The organism is Mesorhizobium waimense, assembly GCF_003601975.1.
GTDB classification, from domain to species: domain Bacteria; phylum Pseudomonadota; class Alphaproteobacteria; order Rhizobiales; family Rhizobiaceae; genus Mesorhizobium; species Mesorhizobium waimense.
On record NZ_QZWZ01000073.1, the window covers coordinates 1 to 18,236 of the forward strand.

Consider the following 18,236-nt stretch of genomic DNA (forward strand, 5'->3'; position numbering starts at 1 on the left):
GGCTGGATGACAAGATGGCGCCGCCTCGTGCGCGACTACGAGAAGCGCATCGACGTCTCTCACGCCATGATCCTTGTCGCTATGGGCGGCAATCTCATCCGCAGAAACGCTCATCCCTGAATTTCAATACGGACTCTTAGCCGGTTCCCCACCTTGAGACCGGTTCAACAAGGTGCCGAAGGAGCGTAGCAAACGACGCGGCACCGCCACCTCCGGCGAAAGGTTCCATAACGATGCGAGACCGCATCATGCGGACGGTTGACCGCGCACGATGTCCTTAAACTCCTGAGCGGTCAAGACCCGTAGCTGGCCGAATTGGCGCCGTCGAACGGCATGCCCTGCGTTTTCAGGATCCGCGTATTGTGGTGCGATTTTCACCCAGAAATGTGCAGGTGAAGCAGAGACAGTCTACCGCGCCTGCTGGGAAACGCTGGCGTACTACCAAGCTTGTCAGTCCCCTTTGATCCGCCCAGGAGCCGCAACTTGAGCAAAAATTGAAGCACCGGTGCTTGAGCTAGCATGCTGGGTCGATCCGGGTTCCCGTTGGCGAATGGCAGAGTGCTGGGTCCCAAGCCTCGTTTTCACGGTGCAGGATGTCTCACGCGCTCTGAAACTGTTCGTCACCCTTTTGGGACACCACTGGGCAAAGATCGGCAGAATGCGAAACCGCGCTAAGGAGACGGAGGCTTCTCGCCTACACTCAATCGATTATGTCACTTTTTATCTGTCCCGGTTGACAAGACAGTGTCCCATCTGATAGTGCAGACGCATAGCTTGAATTGCTGAAGAGCCCGGCAGCTAGGGAGGAGATCGACTTGGAAAAACTGATAATTACGGCGGCCTATGACTCGCGGGTCTCTTATCCGGCAAATCATTTCTGTATGCCGTCGACGCGCGAGAATGTGCCGCTGATTGCCGACGAGTATGTGCGCTGCCTGAACGCCGGAGCAGCCATTGCCCACCTTCACGGAGTGCGACGGCTTGAAGACAAGATCCAGGAAGACGGCAAGAAGCTGAGCCGCCTTGACGTCGATGGTTGGCGGGAGATGACGGAAGGCATCAAGGAAGAGGCGGATTGCATCATCCAGTACGGCATTGCTGGCGCGAGGCTCGACGACCGGGTTCCGTTGATGAAGCTTGGGCCCGATATGATGGCTGTCGCGTTCAATGCTCACGACGAATATTTTCAGCCTGACAAGAATTATCCGCCGAACGCGATTTACGCTCTTCATCCGCTGGACGAACTGCGCGACTACGCCCAGGTGACGCGGCAGCATGGCGTAAAAATGGAGCTTGAAACCTTCCATACCGGCGCTGTTTGGAACATGCGCAAGCTGATGGAAGAGGGTCTGCTCGATGAGCGAATCTGGACGACACTGTTCATTGGATGGTCCGGCGGCTCATGGACCCCATGCACAGAGCGCGGCCTGCTCTATTTGATTGATTGCCTGCCGGAAGGCGTCGTGTGGAACGTCAGTTGCATGGATCCCCTGCGTCACTGGAACATTCTTGCAATGGCGATTTCGATGGGCGGACATGTGCGGGTAGGTTACGAGGACAACCCATATCTGAATCCCGGCGAGCTAGCCGACAGCTGCGCGCGACTAGTGGACAAGGTGGTTGCCCTGGCACATATGCTGGGGCGCGAAATCGCCAGTCCGCAAGAGGCCCGTGAGATCATAGGGCTGAAGGCGGCTTGAGGTCGAAGGAATAGAAAGGGAGTGCCTTGGACGAAGACGGGACGAGCACGGCGCAGGACGAGACTGCCCAGTCTGGCGGGCTGATCAATCTCGTTGCGGATACTCTCTTTGCCCTCACGGAGAAATCCGAGGGCTTGAGCATCCGTGCCATAGCGCAAGCGACCGACAACAGCCGCAGTTCGACGCACCGGATCCTCCAGGCCCTCTCTCGTAGCGACTTCGTTCAACAATCCGAGAGCGGCAGTTATGTCGTCGGCCCGCGAATGCTGATGCTGGCGGCGCGGGTGTTCGGTGTCGTGCCTGTCCTTCAGATTGCACATGTGATCATGAAGGACCTGGTTCAGGAGCTGGGTGAGACCTGCTATCTCGCCACGTTTTCCGAGGCGGACGGCCATGCCACTTATGTCCACCGGATCGAGAACGATCATCCGGTGCGATACATCCAGGCGCTTGGCTCGACGATACCGCTTCATGCGGGTGCCGTCGGCAAGGCTATTCTCGCGGCCTTGCCAGACTTCGATTTGGGTAAGCTCGATATGAAGGTCTACACCCCGAACACTCAGAGCTCTCTGACAGAATTGAAGGCCAGTGTCGCCCTGGCGAGGAAGAATGGTTATGCGACGAGTATCGAAGAGCGTGTGGTCGGCGTCGGCGGAGCGGCTGCGGCCGTTCGTTCGGGCGATCGAGTGATCGGAGCACTGACGGTCTCGGTTCCCAAGAACCGGATACCTCCAGATGGGCTCGACAAAATTGGCCTTTGCGTGAGCAAGCACGCCGAGGCGCTTTCATCCATGCTGACTGCCATCGGCGTGGAGCGCATTTAGCAAGGGTCAGTCCCAGCGAAGGATGATCGGCGGGTGTCAATGCGATGCGCCTCAGAATGCGTCGCACGACGACGCTTGCCTACAGTTTAGCGAGGCACCATGGACTTACTGTCTAATTTCCGGTCGATGCTCGGCGCCGCAAATGTTCTAACAGGCAACGATGCGGCACCTTACCTGACCGATTGGCGAGGAGTATATCAAGGCGCCGCGCAGTGCGTGGTGCGGCCTGCGACCACCGAGCAAGTGGCCGGGATCGTGGCACTTTGCGCCAACTCGGAAATCCCGATCGTTCCCCAGGGCGGCAACACCGGGCTGGTAGGTGGCGCCACGCCTGACGCGAGTGGCAAGGCCGTGGTCGTGTCAACGTCGCGGTTGAGCCGTGTCCGCGGCTTCGATCCTGAAAACAACACGGTCACTGTCCAAGCTGGCTGCGTGCTGCAGACCCTTCAGGAATATTGCCGCGACCGGGATCGATTGTTCCCGCTATCGCTTGCGGCGGAAGGTAGCTGCACAATTGGTGGCAATCTTGCCAGCAATGCCGGCGGATCGCAGGTGTTGCGGTACGGCACAATACGCGAACTGACGCTGGGTCTCGAGGTCGTCACCGCTGACGGGGAGATATGGAACGGGCTTGGCGGCCTGCGAAAGGACAACACGGGGTACGACCTGAAGTCATTGTTCGTGGGCAGCGAAGGGACGCTAGGCATTATCACGGCCGCTACGCTGAAGCTTTTCCCGCTCCCCCGAATGACCCAGACGGCGCTTGTGGCGACGAACGGGATGGCGAGCTGTGTCCAGCTGCTCATCCGACTTCAGACGCAAATTGGGTCGAGTTTGACGGCATTCGAGGTCATGGCGAATGAGTGCCTGAAACTGGTCACATCACAATTTCCGCAGCAACACCTGCCTTTCGACGGCTCCTCGGTCGATGCGTCCTGGTTCGCCTTGCTGGAACTGTCCGGCAGCCAAGACCGGGAAGGGCTGGGCGAGTGCCTAGAAACCATGCTGGGCGACGCTTTGGAGGCGGGTGAGATTTGCGACGCGAACATTGCGACGAGCGTGGAACAGGAGCGGGCCTTTTGGAATCTTCGCGAAAGCATCACGCTAGCGCAGGCCAAGGGCGGCAAAGGCATCAAGCACGACATCGCGCTTCCGATCTCGAAAATCCCCGAATTCGTCGAGGAAATGGGCCGGAACCTTTCGACGACATTCCCTGGCCTGTCGGTAATGCCGTTTGGGCATCTTGGCGACGGTAACCTTCACTACAACGTCGGCCCCTCTCCGAGGTTCGCAGAGGATGCCCTACAGCGCAGCCATGATCGGATTTATGTGATGGTGCACGACGCCGTCCATGCGCTCGGTGGGTCGATAAGTGCCGAACACGGCATCGGCCAGCTGAAACGGGGCGAGTTGAAGCGCTACAAGACGGCTCACGAATTGGCAATGATGCGCTCCATCAAGGCGGCATTCGACCCCATGAACATCTTAAATCCTGGAAAAGTTATCTGACCAAACAATATGGCGGGTCTTGGCGAAGTCGCGAATACCTGAATGGAGCCTACATGAAGTATCTGAGTTTTTTTGCTTCCGGATTGCCGACCTGGGGCGTCGTTTCTGGCGATTATGCATTGGCAATTGGCTTGGTCGATGGTGCTCCCTCGACACTTCGACAGGCCATGTCGGACAAGAGCGATCTGGCATCTCTCGGCGCCCTTGCGCCCCGTCTGCCCCTGGCAGATATCGAGTACCTTCCTGTTATCCCCGACCCCGACAAGATCATCTGCGTCGGTCTGAATTACGAGGAGCACAGGAAAGAAACGGGGCGGGCCGTCGTGGGACATCCGACGCTATTCACCCGTTTTGCCAATGTCCAAGTCGGGCAGGGCAGGCCACTGCTTCGCCCGAAAGAGTCGATCGAATTCGACTATGAGGGCGAACTGGCCCTGGTGATCGGAAAGGGCGGCCGATCCATTCGTAAGGAGGATGCCTTGAGTCATATTGCTGGCTATGCCTGCTACAATGACGGATCGATCCGGGACTGGCAGCGCCACACCTCGCAATTCGTGCCCGGAAAGAACTTCATCGGCACAGGCGCTTTCGGACCCTGGCTTGTGACACCGGACGAGGTCGGCCCGCTCGACAACCTGCAGATCGAAACGCGCCTGAACGGCGAAACGGTGCAGAAGTCGACCCTCGGTCATATGATTTTCGACATCCCTACGATCATCGCCTACTGCTCCACCTTCACCCGGCTCGAGGTCGGCGACGTCATCGTAACAGGCACACCCGGCGGGGTGGGCATGAAGCGGGAACCTCCCCTGTGGATGAAGGCGGGTGACGTGGTCGAAGTCGAGATCGACCGCGTTGGCCTGCTGCGCAACCCAGTCGAGGACGCAGCGTGAATCCAGGTCAACATATTTCGGGCGGTCGAACCTGCTGCCTAAAGCCAGATGGAGGACGATGTGATGGCGCAAGGACACAATGAGGGCGATTCCAAGATCGAGGCCCTGCTTGCGGTGGTCGAACAATTCCAGCCGGGCGTGCGCGAGCGCTTTGAACTGCGCCGTCGCATCGACCCTGCCTTCGCAGAGGCTGTATTGACCTATGCCGCCCGACTGTTTGGCCGCCCGGTGCTGGACGTCCGCACCCGGCTGCTCGTCATGGTCGGCCAGTTCACCATGTCCCGCCGGCACGCCCGACTGCGCGAAACCGTGATTGCCGCCTGCAACCACGGACTAAATCTCAACGAAGTTCTCGAGGTCATACTCCAGTGCTCGATCTACGGCGGCGAGTCGATCGTGGACGAGCCGCTGGAGATATTCGCCGAGGAGGCCGGCGCACGCGGTCTGCTCGACGGCGTCAGCGCGAAGGCCCTGCAACCGGGCCAACGCAATGCGGAACGAAGCCTGGAGGCCGAGCGCCAAACCTGGCATCCGGTCGATTCAAAGGATCCACGGGCAGATGCCCTGTTGAAGAAGTATGGCTGGCACGGGATCAGCATCGCGCTGGTGCTTCGGCCGCTACACACGCTGAACAACGCGACCTTCCTCGAATCTCTCGACGAAAACTTCACGCACGCCTTCTACGATTTCGGCTACAGCGACATGTACGGTCGACAGGTTCTCGATCACCGGACCCGGCTCCTATGCATGGTTGGCAACACTCTCGCCATTGGAGAAATCGTCCAGACCCGCCACCACATGCGCACGGCCATCAAGCAAGGCGCTTCGGCACGCGAGGTTCTTGAGGTGCTGTTCCAGTCCGTTGTGACGGTCGGCCATCCGAACATCGTGCCGGAGCGGTTCCGCGATCTCGCGAAGATCGTCGAAGAGGAATCCGGCGCCTCGTTCTAGGCGTCGGAGCACCAACGGGAGAAATGACAGTGGGCGAGCGCAGGATACTGATCGTTGGGGCAACGGGCCTGGTGGGGGCGGCCGCCACCGAACATTTCTCGTCCTTGCCCGGATGGGACGTTGTGGCTTTGTCCCGCCGCCCTCCGTTGGCGCAGGCGAGTTATCACATTGCGGTCGACCTGACCGACCGCGACGCCTGCCTCAACGCATTCAAGGGGGCACCAAGGATCACCCATATCCTCTATGCCGCTCTCTACGAAGAGGAGGATCTGGAGACGGGCTGGCGCAGCATGTCGCAGGCGGGCATCAACCTGCAGATGCTGCAGAACGTCGTGGAAAGCGTCGAGGCGACATCCGAACTGAGCCACGTCACGATCCTGCAGGGCGGCAAGGCCTATGGTTCGCACCTCGGGCGGGTGCCGGTTCCGGCCAAGGAACGCTGGCCGCGGATGTCGCATCATATCTTCTACTGGCAGCAGGAGGACTATTTGCGGGCTCGCTCCGCCGAGGCGGGTTGGGCCTTCTCGGTCCTGCGGCCGCAGCTTATTCTCGGCGATGCCTTGCGCAGTCCAATGAACATCGTCGCGGCGCTGGGTGTCTATGCCAGCGTCATGCGCGAGATGGGACGGCCATTGACGTTCCCAGGCGGCGGCGCCTATGTGACCGCCTGTGCCGACAGCCGGCTCATTGCGGGCGCTGCAGAGTTCTGCGCCACACGGCCTGAGGCGGCGGGCGAGACATTCAATGTCGTCAATGGAGACGCCGTTGTCTGGCGCGACCTCTGGCCCTCGATCGCCGCCCACTTCAACATGCCGGTCGGCGATGACGAGCCTATGAAGCTAAGCGAGCAGATGCCGCTCTTTTCGGACTGGTGGGATCGCATTGTGGCAGCTCACAGCCTCAAAATCCTGTCCATGAACGAAATCGTCGGTGCTTCCTGGCAGACTGCGGATCTGACTCTGGGCTACGGGCGCGAGCGCCCCTTCGACAGGCTGATGAGCCCAATCAAGCTGCGCAAGGCCGGTTTTAGTGACTGTACGGACACGGAAGACGCCATTTTGCATTGGCTGAAGCGAATGCAAACGGCACGTATTCTACCCTCCTGACGCACCCGAGGGCAGCTTTTTGGCTCGTGCCTGCGCCCGCAAATGCTCTGCACTTTTCAGTTACTCCGGTGGTTCTTTCAATCCAAGAACGTTGACGTTTTCATGCCTATCTGCTAAGTTGGGTCATCGTCCCGGTATGTGGGACAAATAGGGAGGAGCGCGGTGATTTGCATCCCGCTTGGTCAAACCGAAGGTCAACGCTGCCGGCTTGTCGGCTGACGCCGGGCTAACTGCCTTTGGTTTCATCGAAGGACCTTGCCGCCTGGCATGAGGCCGAGACCTGGTGCCCGACTTCGGGATTGGCACGGAAAATCGAATTGGCAGTGAGCCGCAGAGCCGCTTGGACCCGCAGACTTCATGGCCTGCACGGAGGAACTGGATGCGGGTAGGGCGCCGTAGACCGCGCCGCGCCATCTAGAAACAGAAATGGCGGGCATGTCGCTCGCGATCAAGGGAGGACTGTCAATGCAAACAATGTCTCGAAGGAACGTTCTGAAGCTGGGTGGCATAGCCATTGCCAGTCCGTTCATTATCCGCAACGCACGTGCGGCCGAGTTCAACTACAAGCTTGGCCTCGAGCTTCGCGACGATCAGCCGCTGCCGAAGCGGATGTTGGAAGCCGCCGCGACGATTGCCGAGGAGACGAATGGCCGGTTGCAGATCCAGGGCTTTCCCAATGGCGCCTTGGGTAACCCAGTCGAGACGCTCAATCAGGTCAGGTCCGGCGCCCTTGAATTCCTGACCTCGTCCTTCGGGATACTTTCCACGCTCGATCGGCGAGCCGGTTTGCCGACGTTGGGATTCATTTTCGAGAACTACGACCAAGTCTGGAAGGCCATCGACGGTGATCTGGGCAAATATGTGGCCAAAGTGATCGCCGAGCACGGCGAACTGGTCGTCCTGGATGGCATCCATGACATCGGTTTTCGCCATGTAACGTCGAACAAAGGATTGTTTGCGCAGCCCGCAGACCTGAAAGGGGTCCGGATCAGGACGCCTCCAACTCCATTCCTGACGTCGCTGTTCAGTGCGCTCGGCGCCTCGCCCACTCCGATCGCTTTCGGTGATCTCTATTCAGCGCTGCAGACCGGGACGGTGGATGCGCAGGAGAATCCGCTGACGGTGGTCGCCAGCTACAAGTTCTATGAGGTACAGAAGTTCTGCACGCTTACCTCCCACACCTGGGACGGCTGGGTGCCTGTGGCAAACCGCGCCGCTTGGGAGAGACTGCCGGAGGATATTCGTCAGGTGGTGGCTCGCAATTTCCAGAAGGCCGCCCTGCAACAGCGCAAGGACATAGCAACGCAGGTCGCCGCGGTGCGGACGGATCTCGATCAGAAAGGGCTGCAGTTCGGCAGCCCTGGCCCGGGCGTGTATCGCAAGACACTGCAAGGAACCCAGTTCTATTCAGACTGGAAAAAACAAATCGGCGCGGAGGCATGGGGTGTCCTCGAAGGCGCAGTCGGAAAGCTGGGATGAGATGACAATGACCGCGGCCGACGACGGAAAGACACTCGACGCAATCGTTCAATGCCATGAGGCAAAAGCCGTCGGCATGCCCAAGAGAAACTCGCTGTCCAGGATTTTGGATCTGGTGGTGGCGTTGGCTGCCCATGCAGGCGCCATCCTCCTGATTGGCGAGATCGTCCTATTGTCGGCCGCGGTCTTCTTCCGATACGTCCTTCGCTCGCCGCTGATCTGGTCGGACGAACTGGCCGAGCTCATTCTCATCTGGCAGGCCATGCTGGGTGCGGTGGTTGCCTTTCATGCCGGTCAGCATCTGAGGCTAAGCGTTCTGTCGGACGCGCTGCCGATCAGGGCGAGGGCGTTCCTCGAAATGGTATGTCTCATCCTCACGGCGCTCGTGGCGGGGCCCTTGGCGTTCTATGCGCTCAAGGATGCAAGAGCGGACCTTGGCTTGATGACGCCCGTGCTTGAGATCTCACCCGCCTGGCAAACGGCTGCGTTGATTGTCGGGCTCGGGTTGATCGCGATCTTGGCTCTTGGTGCCCTGATCCAGAAAATCACGGCTGACAATCGGTCGACGACGCTTGCGGCATTTGGAACGGTCGCAGCCGTCATGGCGGCAGCCTGGATGCTCCAAGACGAATTTTCTGGCTTGGGCAATCTGAACCTGGTCGTCTTCTTCATCGGGCTCGTCGGGGCCTGCATAGCGATTGGCCTGCCAATCGCTTTCTGCTTCGCGATTGCGGCAATGGCCTATGTCTTGTTTGCCACACACGCCCCACTCGACATCGTGCCGGCCCGGATGGAAACGGGGATGGCTCACATCCTGCTTCTTTCGGCTCCGCTGTTCATCGCGCTTGGTGCGCTGCTGGTCATTTCCGGCATGGCCAACAACATGGTCAAGCTTCTCGTTGCGTTGGTCGGCCATGTGAGGGGCGGCTTATCCTATGTGCTTGTCGGCGGCATGGCTCTTCTGTCAGGCATTTCCGGGTCGAAGGCTGCCGACATGGCGGCGATCGCCCCGGTCCTCGTGCCGGAAATGCGCCGCCGCGGCGCCAATGACGGCGAAATCGTCGGTCTGCTCGCCGCATCCTGCGCCATGTCGGAGACAATTCCGCCAAGCCTGATCCTCATCATGACCGGGGCCGTAACCGGCGTTTCGATCGGCGCCTTGTTTGCGGCCGGCTGGTATCCGGCGCTTGCCCTCGCGGCCCTTCTTTGTGTGCTGGCCCGGTTCCGGGCCGCAAGATCGGGCGAGGACCATTCCGAGAAGGCAAGCTGGGGCACGATCGGCAAACTGGCGATCGTCGCAGTGCCCGTGCTGGTTCTGCCATTCCTGATCCGAGGCGCGGTGGTCGAGGGCATCGCCACCGCGACCGAGGTGGCGACGGTCGGCATTGCCTATGTCCTGATCCTGACTCTGCTGACCGAACGCCGCTTCGACTGGCGCCGGCTCTATGCGTCGCTAAAGGACGCATCGGCGTTGACGGGGGTCATTTTCATAATCTTGGCCTCCGCGAACGCCATGGCTTGGGGCTTCGTCCAGTCCGGCTTCTCATCGATCCTTGCCGGCGTGGCGGGTACACTCCCTTGCGGAACTTACGGGTTCCTGGTGATATCCATCATCGTGTTCATCATTCTGGGGAGCATCCTGGAGGGCATTCCGGCCATTGTCCTCCTTGGACCTCTGCTTTTCCCGGTTGCCAAGTCCCTGGGTGTATCCGAGGTGCACTTTGCGCTGGTTACGGTGATGGCCATGGGCCTTGGGCTTTTCGCCCCGCCTTTTGGCGTCGGCTTCTACACGGCCTGCGCCATTTGCCGCGTCGAACCGGCCGTGGTCATGAAAGCGATATGGCCCTATCTCGGTGTCATCTTTGTTGGGATTGTCCTGGTCGCGGTTGGTCCAATTGTCGTCGAAGAAATTGGCGCGATCTGGTAGCCGAACTTCTAAAGATTTGCCGGTTCCCCAGGTGTCGCAATGATTTCAGGAGGTGGGTTGGGGGATTTTGGCTTGGCCGGCCGCGAGACTGCTTTGCTGCGACGCATTCGTCGGCGCGAGGCACATCGTCCTCCACAACAGCGGCCCGGCTCGACGCTCGCACACACAATGGTTCGCCGGCGGCAATGGAGCAGAATGAGATGCTTGTGCAAGACAAAATGACCACGGTTATTCTTGGCGGAACGGTCGTCACTGGCCGCTCGGCACAAGCTCCCTTGCCAAGTCACGATGTCTGGCTGAGCGGTGAAAAGATCGTGGCCATTGCGCCCTCCGGCGAACGAAGCGTGCCGGCAGAGTGCGATGTTGTCGATGCGCGCCACGCAATCGTCATGCCAGGGCTGATCGATTCACACCGGCATCTGTGGCAGACGACTTTGCGGGGAATGTGTTCCGACATGATCGCGCCGGAGTACAGACATCAGCTGCGCGAAGCGCTGGTTCCTTTTTTCCGTCCGCAAGATGTCTACGCCGCGACCCTGGCCGGCGCCCTGGAACTGATCGACTGCGGCATCACAACTGTGTTGGACTGGGTTCATATTCTGAACAGCCCCGAACATGCCGACGCCTCGGTCGCGGCCTTGCAGGCGTCGGGCATGCGAGCCGTTTTCGCGCACAGCGCACCAAATGACACCGATGCGCCGCTTTGGTGGTCGAACAGCGATCGTAAGCATCCTTCCGACGTGCGACGTCTGCGCAAGAAGCTTTCGGATGACGAGGCGCTCGTGACCATGGCCTTCGCTGCTCGGGCGCCACAGCTCGTCCAGCGCGAGGTGCGAGTTCATGACTGGCACCTGGCACGTGAACTCGGCCTGCGGATCGCCACGGATGGCGGGATCGGAGGAGGGCTTTGGGGAGGACGCACCTACCCGATCAGATTGCTACAGCAGGACGATCTTCTGTGGCCGGGCACGGTTTATATTCATTGCAACAATCTAGCTCCCGACGAGTACGATCTTATCGCCGGTACAGGTGGCCATATTTCGATTTCTCCCTGCGCTGAAATGTTTGTCGGATTTGGAATGCCCGCGACTCAAAACGCCTTGAGCCACGGGACAAGGCCGGCGTTATCAACGGACTCCGTGATTTTCGTAGCAGGTGACATGTTCGGCACGATGCGGTCGACGTTAAGCTCACTGCGGGGGATGTTGGGATATGAGGCAACCCTTGCAGACAAGGGTGTCGAGCCTTGGGACATCACAACGGCCGACATATTGGAGATGGCGACAGCGCGGGGAGCTGCCGCCCTCGGCCTGTCGGACAGGACAGGTACGCTCGAAGTCGGCAAATCAGCCGATATCGTGCTTTTGAATACCCGATCGGTCCGCCTTTCGCCCCTCAACAATCCCCTGTCGACGATCGTCCTTTTGGCCACCCCCGCCGATGTCGAGACTGTCCTGATCGCCGGCAAGATCGTGAAGAAGAATGGTGTCCTCACGAATTTCGATCTGAACGCAGTCATCGATGGTGTCACAAAAAGCCGAGACTGGCTCGTCGCAAAAGGCGGCTCTCAGCTTGGTCCTGCGGTGAAGAGACGGCTGGCCGACAGCGGATTCGACCATCTGACGATCACCGACTGACTGGGTACCTGCGTACAGGAAGCACGCGACCCGTCGGCCCGCCTGGGCAGCGTAGAGATGAAAACGAACAACTATGGAGGAAGACATGTCCACCTACAGCTATTTCCTTCACCTCAGGCGGCCGAGCTTCCGCCTGGTCTTGAAGAGCGGCAGCTCCTTTCCCTCGGGTTTGGATCCCATTGACTGGAAGTTCAAGGAGGAGCGGCCTTATGACAAAGTCCATGCCGAGGTGATGAAGGACATCGAGTGTCAGGGCTTTGGCGCCTATCAACAAGATATACGGTCAGAAGACATTCCTGGTGCGCGTATCGCTGCGTCGTCAAGGAGATAGGCGAATGGCCGAACATTATTGCGACTATCTCTACAAACATCTGCCGGCATTCAGACTTGTGATTCCAAAGGACGGCCCCATGCCGCCCGCCACCACCGCGGACGACTGGCAACTGGTCAGAAACAGATCGGCATCACAGCTTTCGGTCGACGGTCGAGATCAGGTTGACAGCGAAGGATACGCAATCATCCGGGTCAATGTGACCCTGGGTGAGCTCCTGTCGCTCTAACGCATGTCGCCCAGAATTGTTGGCCCGGCATGGGCAGGGGCGAAGCGGCTGGCTTCGAGTCATGGGTCTGCTGGAGCCACCACTGGGAAGCGGCCGCGGCGCCGCGACCTCAGTCTTTTCGACCACATTAAGTGGGACATTGTCTTGAATAACGGGACAGTTTAGTCAAAACTTGATCAAGCTGCGGGATCGCTCGAAGCGCTGGTCGTGGGACTGTCGGCAAAGGCGCTTGATTGTGCCGAATGCTCAGAGCGCATCCGCGGGATCGCGTACGCGCTCGAGCACCAGCCAAGATAAAAATGCATCAGCCACCCGTGAGGAGGAAAGACCGATGAGAGCACCCTATCCGAATTTGCCCAGTTACTCAGAGATCATGGCTCGCACGGATGGCCCGGCTGGTTCGGGCTGGGGCCTCTTCGGTGACGATGATCATATCGGGACGATCAATCTTCTGTCTCCGGAGGCCGTCGTCAGCGCCGCCTCATTGGTGAAGCGTGGCGCAACCTTCAATCTGGACTACGAGTTGAACGCGTTCGCGCCGCCGGTTTCCCCCTACCGTCGAGGAATTCAGCACACCGTCGTGTCGCGCCATGACGGTCAAGTCTATGACGATTTCGTCAGCGACTTCTTTTTGCAAGGCAGCTCGCAGATCGACGGTCTGCGGCACCATCGCCACAAGATCCACGGATTCTATGGAAACGTGCCAGCGTCAGCAGTGGAGGCGGGCTCGCCGGCGCTCGGGGTTCAGCACATTGCCCAGAAAGGAATTGCGGGCCGGGGCGTGCTTCTCGATGTCCAGCGATATCTTGAGGAGCAAGGGCGACCTCTGGATCTCGCCACCAACTCCGTGATTGCGCTCAGTGATCTGGAGGGAGCGGCCGAGGCCCAGGGCATCTCGTTCGAACGAGGCGATATCCTTCTGCTGCATACCGGCTGGGCCAGACATTTCCTGAACGATCTGACGACGGAGGATAGGGCTCGGATCATCAACGAGCGCACATTCTGCGGTGTCGAACAGTCGCGCGAGATGCTGGCTTGGATTTGGGACAACCACTTCTCAGTCCTCGCAAGCGATACCGTCGTGGTCGAGGTGATGCCGAGCATCCCGACGTCGCCATTCGAAACAAATGTCGGGCGCCTGATGCATCCCGATCTCATTGCGCTTCTCGGCGTCTGTCTCGGCGAGATGTGGAAACTTGACGAGCTGGCCGGGGATTGCGCGCGGGATGGCGTGTATGAGTTCCTGCTGACAGCCAAGCCGTTGAACCTTGTCGGAGGCGTTGGTTCGCCGCCGAACGCGCTGGCAATCAAGTAACTCCGGGAGGTGTTGAGGCCCCGCAACAGCATTCATCCAACCGCTCAAATCGGATCGCTGCCGGCCTGAAACCAGCTTCGCATGCCCTTGTATCTTGGGTCAGCAAGCGACGGGTGCGACGCTCCGACCTCACCCAAGCTACCCTTGCCCCATCTCAAAGGTCACGAATGACGAAGCAAATCGATACCAGCGGCAGTCGGTTTCTGCATCGAGTTCACGTACCATCTCGTCGACCTCAGCGACAGGTGAGCAGGCCTCCATGCGGGTCGGTGTAAGTGCCCGGCCTCTCCCTGAAACGAGAGCCGCGACGCGGGGGCAGGTCCATAGCGAAAGCGTATAGAGCGCATTTGAAAAATGTATTACCTCCAAAGTCCTGATTGCCCGATAGTCCCCCACGGGTTCCACTGAACTCAGCGTGCCCACGGCTCAACGCCCGGCACTAAGGGAGGATAAATTGACGACATTCGCAACCATGTTGCGATCGCTTGCCGTTGTCGCAACGATCGCTAACGTCACCCCTGCATTTGCCGGTGGCGTGGATGAGCTGCCCAAGAGCATCCAGGATGAGCTCTATAGCAAAGACATGATGGATCCGATGCAGCCGCTCGCGGAAAGCGCCTACCGCGACTGGAAGCCCAAGAAGGGTCCGCCTTGGACGATCGGCTACGCCAGCTCCTATGCTGGTAACACCTGGCGCGCCGACGTCATGAAGCGGCTCCAGGAAGAGATTATTCCGAAATGGAAGAAGCTCGGCCTGATCAAGGACGTGATCATCACCCAGTCCAATCTGAACGACTCCACGCAGATTCAGCAGATGCGGCAGTTGGTTGACCAGGGCGTCGACGCGATCATCGTCTGCTGCTCGAACCCGACGTCACTGAACCAGACCGTCGAATATGCCCACCAGCGTGACGTCCCGGTTTTCTCTGCCGTTGGCTATCTCACCTCGCCTTATGCAGTGAACACTTCGGCGAACTTCGTCGTGGGTGGCAGCATGCTCGGCGAATGGATGGCCAAGCAGATCAACGGCAAGGGCAATGTCCTGGTGGTCGAAGGCATTCCGGGCGCGTCTGCTTCGGACTCACAGAACGTCGGCGTTCTGAAGGCCCTGGCGAAGTACCCGGACATCAAGGTCGTGGGCCAGGTTGCCGGCATGTGGACCGATCAGGTTGCCCAGTCGGAAATCCAGAAGTGGCTGGCCACCAATCCGGGCGATCTGAACGGCATCATCATACAGTCGGCATCTGAACTGGGCGCCTTGCGCGCACTGCAGCAAAGCGGCCGCGATATGGTCCCGTTCTCGATCGGCGGTGAGATCGGCGCGCTTTGCTACTGGCGCAACAACAAGGATTTCATCTCGCAGGCGATCCATGCCTGGCCTCCGGGGGACGACTTCGAGTTCGGCTGGAATGTCATGATGCGCACGCTCGAGGGCCAAGGCCCGAAGATCCAGTCGATCCTGACCAAGCCGCAGACCATGACCTACGACCAGCTTGAAAAGGCCGTCCCGGCTGATTGCAGCGAAGATTCCGATGGCTGGTACAACGTTGGTGCCCAAAACTGGGCAAGCAAGGATTACCTGGACCAGTTTTTCCTGCGTCCGGCCGATCCCGAAGCCTTCAAGGCGAACTGACCGAAAGAGGTCTGGCCACCCCGTCAGCGGTGACGGAGTGGCATTTCCTTCATTCCGTGCAAGTCTAGCCGACCAACGTCGGCCAACTGGACCTGTGATGTCGTACCCCACGGTTGAACTCTCATCGGTCAGGAAGACCTTCGGGCCGACTGTAGCGCTCGGCGGTTGCAACCTGACGGCCTACGCTGGGGAGGTTCATGCGATCATTGGCGGCAACGGCTCGGGCAAGAGCACGCTGGCGAAGGTCATCTCCGGCGTACTGATACCGGACAGTGGCCAGGTGTCGATACTCGGAAAGTCGGCAACGTCTCCGCACGAGGCGCGCCAGCTGGGCATCTCAAATGTCTTTCAGGAGGTGCTCGTCGCGGACGAGTGCTCGGTGCTGGATAACCTCTATCTGGGCGCGGATGGCCTTTTGGGTTCGTCCATGAACCGGGAAGAAAAAGAAGCCAAGGCATCCGCATTGATGCGCGAACTCCTCGGCTTTGACATCAATCTCTCCGGGTTGGTGGGCGAACTACCCCTGAGCGTCAAACAATGGGTGACGATAGCCAGGGCTCTCCTGACTGATCCCAAAGTCCTGATTCTCGACGAGTCCTCGGCCGCGCTCGACTTCGATTCCACGGAAAGGCTGTTCCGCAAGATGCGGCAGCTCAAGCAACGGGGGGCAAGCATCCTGATCGTCACCCACCGGATCGCCGAGCTGGTGCGTATCGCCGACCGTGCGACGGTTTTGCGCGACGGCGTGGATGTCGGCAGGCTGGCGAAGGAAGAGATTACCGAGGCCAGGATTCTCGAACTGATTGCCGGTGCCGAGCGCAGCGGCACAAATCGTGATCAGCCGTTGCCGACGCGGCGCGGCGATCGGCCGGTCCTCCGCGCAACCGATTTTCGGGTCTGGTCAGACGCTGCCCCCGTGAGTTTCACCGTGTATCCTGGCGAGGTCGTCGGGATTACCGGGCTGGATGGGCAGGGGCAGGCGGATTTCGTAAGATGCATCGCTGGCATCCAGTCTCCGATCGCCGGCCGGTTGGTGGTGGTCAACGACGGCAAGGCCAGTGAGGTCACGGATCTCGCATCGGCGCGACGCAATAACATCAGCTATGTCAGCGGCGATCGCAAGAAAGAGGGCATCTTTCCCAATCTGAGCATTTACGAGAACCTGCTGCTTCCGGTATATCGCGAATTCCGCTCGGGCGGGGTGCTCAACTTCATTAACCGCACCAAGCTGACGCCGGTGTTTGAGTGGGAATCCAGCAAACTGGCCGTTAAGATGGGGAGCCCGGAGAACCTCATCACGTCGCTGTCCGGCGGCAACCAGCAGAAGGTACTGATTGCCAGGGCCTTCGCGGAAAAACCGGTGGTTCTGGTGCTCAACGATCCTGCCCGCGGCATCGACGTCGGGGCCAAGCTCGATCTCTACCGCAACCTGAAGGAATTCGCTGCGCGCGGTAACGCCGTGGTTTTCCTGTCTAGCGAACTGGAGGAATTTCTGAACCTGTGCACGCGGGTTCACGTGTTTCGCAATGGCGCCATATCGGCGGATTTCGAACCGCTTTTCGATGGCCATGCCATCCTCAACGCCATGTTCGGCCGCCGCGCGACGGCGCGCTTGCCCGGCGAGGCCGCCAACGAGAATGGCCCAGGCAAGCCGGCGACTGTCGCCGAGAGTCACGATCCCAGAATTGAGCAGGGCAGGCCGGTGCCGAGGCCTGTGACGCTGCTGAACCTGGAGGTAAACCATATGGCGGCAACCCCATCTTTCATGCTGATTTGTCCTGATATCGCGCCCGGTAGTGTCATCCCGGACCGGTTCACCGAGGACAACCGGCTTTCGCCGAGACTTGTTTGGTCTGGGCCGCCGGAAGGCACGCGCAGCTTTGCCTTGGCCGTCACCGATCCTGATCTGCCGGAAGCATTTAATTTCCCCCGCTCGTTTGCGCACTGGCTGGTGGCGAACATTCCGGTCGAGGTTCGTGAGCTCCCAGAAGGCGCCAGCGGCAGCTTGCGGCTGCCGCACGGCGCCGCTGAGTTCAACAGCGACTTCGTGACATTCAAGATCCCAGGGTTCGGCAAGGGATATGGCGGCCCTTGGCCACCGGACCGGGCTCACCGGTACTTTTTCACGCTCTATGCGCTCAAGGCGGACAAGGTCGAGTTGCCGGCCGACGCCGATCTTGGCGCATTTGCGGCTGCGGTCATGCCGGTGGCCATCGATGCAGCGTCGTTCGTGGCAGTCTACGGGCCAGCAAAGAAGTCTCTGCCCGCGTAAAAACCGGGCATAGTAATTCCCCAATCAGGAGGATCGCATGAGTAGATATGGAAGCAGGAGCAGCTTTGATCTGGAGTGGATCGAGCGATGGGCAAGGAAGGTCAATGACGACCGCATTTTGCCGGTAGTAGGGCGGTTTTTCACGAGTAAGTTCGTGCTCGGCTTCGACGACACGGAGTAATTACTCACGCCCTTGTCAGGGGCAAGAATCCCTGAATCTATGGGGATATGGATCGCACTGATTTGCAGCGTCTGACGAAGGAAGAGTTGATCGATCTGGTGCTGCGGATACAGCGGCCAGAGAAGACATCGCGCACGTCGTCCAAGCCACCTTCGAGCGATCGCAAGGCGCGTCGGGACAGGGCAAAGCCTGGCGGCGCTAAGGCGGGTCATAAAGGTCACAGCCGCGCCATGAGTGAGGATGCCGATC

At 59.6% G+C, this 18,236-nt stretch carries 14 protein-coding genes and 2 pseudogenes; all 16 read left to right on the forward strand.

The window, feature by feature from the left end:
- Positions 1-120 (forward strand): annotated as a pseudogene (locus tag D3227_RS37490) (IS5/IS1182 family transposase); the annotation flags it as partial.
- Between the two features lie 695 nt (positions 121-815).
- On the forward strand, positions 816-1,700 hold the full coding sequence (locus D3227_RS37495) for a beta-keto acid cleavage family enzyme (protein ID WP_167481041.1): 885 nt from the start codon (positions 816-818) through the stop codon (positions 1,698-1,700).
- Between the two features lie 26 nt (positions 1,701-1,726).
- A complete protein-coding gene (locus D3227_RS37500) occupies positions 1,727-2,524 on the forward strand; it encodes an IclR family transcriptional regulator (RefSeq protein WP_120019121.1) in 798 nt (265 codons plus the stop codon).
- A 99-nt stretch (positions 2,525-2,623) separates the two neighbouring features.
- Positions 2,624-4,033: an FAD-binding oxidoreductase gene (locus D3227_RS37505; protein WP_120019122.1), complete on the forward strand. Its 1,410-nt coding sequence runs from the start codon at positions 2,624-2,626 to the stop codon at positions 4,031-4,033.
- Between the two features lie 53 nt (positions 4,034-4,086).
- Complete coding sequence (locus D3227_RS37510; protein WP_120019123.1) at positions 4,087-4,926, forward strand: fumarylacetoacetate hydrolase family protein; 840 nt, start codon at positions 4,087-4,089, stop codon at positions 4,924-4,926.
- 48 nt (positions 4,927-4,974) lie between these two features.
- On the forward strand, positions 4,975-5,877 hold the full coding sequence (locus D3227_RS37515) for a carboxymuconolactone decarboxylase family protein (RefSeq protein ID WP_120019124.1): 903 nt from the start codon (positions 4,975-4,977) through the stop codon (positions 5,875-5,877).
- Between the two features lie 23 nt (positions 5,878-5,900).
- Entirely contained in the window at positions 5,901-6,983 is a 1,083-nt protein-coding gene (locus D3227_RS37520; protein WP_120019125.1) for an SDR family oxidoreductase, read from the forward strand.
- Positions 6,984-7,409: 426 nt separating this feature from the next.
- Positions 7,410-8,462 carry a TRAP transporter substrate-binding protein gene (locus tag D3227_RS37525; protein ID WP_120019126.1) on the forward strand — a complete coding sequence of 351 codons (1,053 nt, stop codon included), beginning with the start codon at positions 7,410-7,412 and terminating at the stop codon, positions 8,460-8,462.
- 76 nt (positions 8,463-8,538) lie between these two features.
- A complete protein-coding gene (locus tag D3227_RS37530) occupies positions 8,539-10,389 on the forward strand; it encodes a TRAP transporter large permease (protein WP_167481043.1) in 1,851 nt (616 codons plus the stop codon).
- Between the two features lie 200 nt (positions 10,390-10,589).
- Entirely contained in the window at positions 10,590-12,026 is a 1,437-nt protein-coding gene (locus tag D3227_RS37535) for an amidohydrolase family protein (protein ID WP_167481042.1), read from the forward strand.
- Positions 12,027-12,111: 85 nt separating this feature from the next.
- Entirely contained in the window at positions 12,112-12,357 is a 246-nt protein-coding gene (locus tag D3227_RS37540) for a hypothetical protein (protein WP_147377790.1), read from the forward strand.
- Between the two features lie 4 nt (positions 12,358-12,361).
- Positions 12,362-12,586: a hypothetical protein gene (locus D3227_RS37545; RefSeq protein WP_120019129.1), complete on the forward strand. Its 225-nt coding sequence runs from the start codon at positions 12,362-12,364 to the stop codon at positions 12,584-12,586.
- Positions 12,587-12,917: 331 nt separating this feature from the next.
- A complete protein-coding gene (locus D3227_RS37550; RefSeq protein WP_120019130.1) occupies positions 12,918-13,901 on the forward strand; it encodes a cyclase family protein in 984 nt (327 codons plus the stop codon).
- 472 nt (positions 13,902-14,373) lie between these two features.
- A complete protein-coding gene (locus D3227_RS37555) occupies positions 14,374-15,534 on the forward strand; it encodes an ABC transporter substrate-binding protein (protein WP_120019131.1) in 1,161 nt (386 codons plus the stop codon).
- A gap of 97 nt (positions 15,535-15,631) precedes the next feature.
- A complete protein-coding gene (locus D3227_RS37560; RefSeq protein WP_245452106.1) occupies positions 15,632-17,806 on the forward strand; it encodes a YbhB/YbcL family Raf kinase inhibitor-like protein in 2,175 nt (724 codons plus the stop codon).
- 228 nt (positions 17,807-18,034) lie between these two features.
- Positions 18,035-18,236: pseudogene (locus D3227_RS37565) on the forward strand (IS66 family transposase); the annotation flags it as partial.

What these genes read in the sequence shown, in the direction of transcription:
- D3227_RS37505 (WP_120019122.1), top strand. Translation starts at nt 2,624, where the DNA reads ATGGACTTACTGTCTAATTTCCGGTCGATGCTCGGCGCCGCAAATGTT.
- D3227_RS37545 (WP_120019129.1), top strand. Translation starts at nt 12,362, where the DNA reads ATGGCCGAACATTATTGCGACTATCTCTACAAACATCTGCCGGCATTC.
- D3227_RS37535 (WP_167481042.1), top strand. Translation starts at nt 10,590, where the DNA reads ATGCTTGTGCAAGACAAAATGACCACGGTTATTCTTGGCGGAACGGTC.
- D3227_RS37555 (WP_120019131.1), top strand. Translation starts at nt 14,374, where the DNA reads ATGTTGCGATCGCTTGCCGTTGTCGCAACGATCGCTAACGTCACCCCT.
- D3227_RS37560 (WP_245452106.1), top strand. Translation starts at nt 15,632, where the DNA reads ATGTCGTACCCCACGGTTGAACTCTCATCGGTCAGGAAGACCTTCGGG.
- D3227_RS37525 (WP_120019126.1), top strand. Translation starts at nt 7,410, where the DNA reads ATGGCGGGCATGTCGCTCGCGATCAAGGGAGGACTGTCAATGCAAACA.
- D3227_RS37530 (WP_167481043.1), top strand. Translation starts at nt 8,539, where the DNA reads ATGCCCAAGAGAAACTCGCTGTCCAGGATTTTGGATCTGGTGGTGGCG.
- D3227_RS37540 (WP_147377790.1), top strand. Translation starts at nt 12,112, where the DNA reads ATGTCCACCTACAGCTATTTCCTTCACCTCAGGCGGCCGAGCTTCCGC.
- D3227_RS37515 (WP_120019124.1), top strand. Translation starts at nt 4,975, where the DNA reads ATGGAGGACGATGTGATGGCGCAAGGACACAATGAGGGCGATTCCAAG.
- D3227_RS37550 (WP_120019130.1), top strand. Translation starts at nt 12,918, where the DNA reads ATGAGAGCACCCTATCCGAATTTGCCCAGTTACTCAGAGATCATGGCT.
- D3227_RS37510 (WP_120019123.1), top strand. Translation starts at nt 4,087, where the DNA reads ATGAAGTATCTGAGTTTTTTTGCTTCCGGATTGCCGACCTGGGGCGTC.
- D3227_RS37520 (WP_120019125.1), top strand. Translation starts at nt 5,901, where the DNA reads ATGACAGTGGGCGAGCGCAGGATACTGATCGTTGGGGCAACGGGCCTG.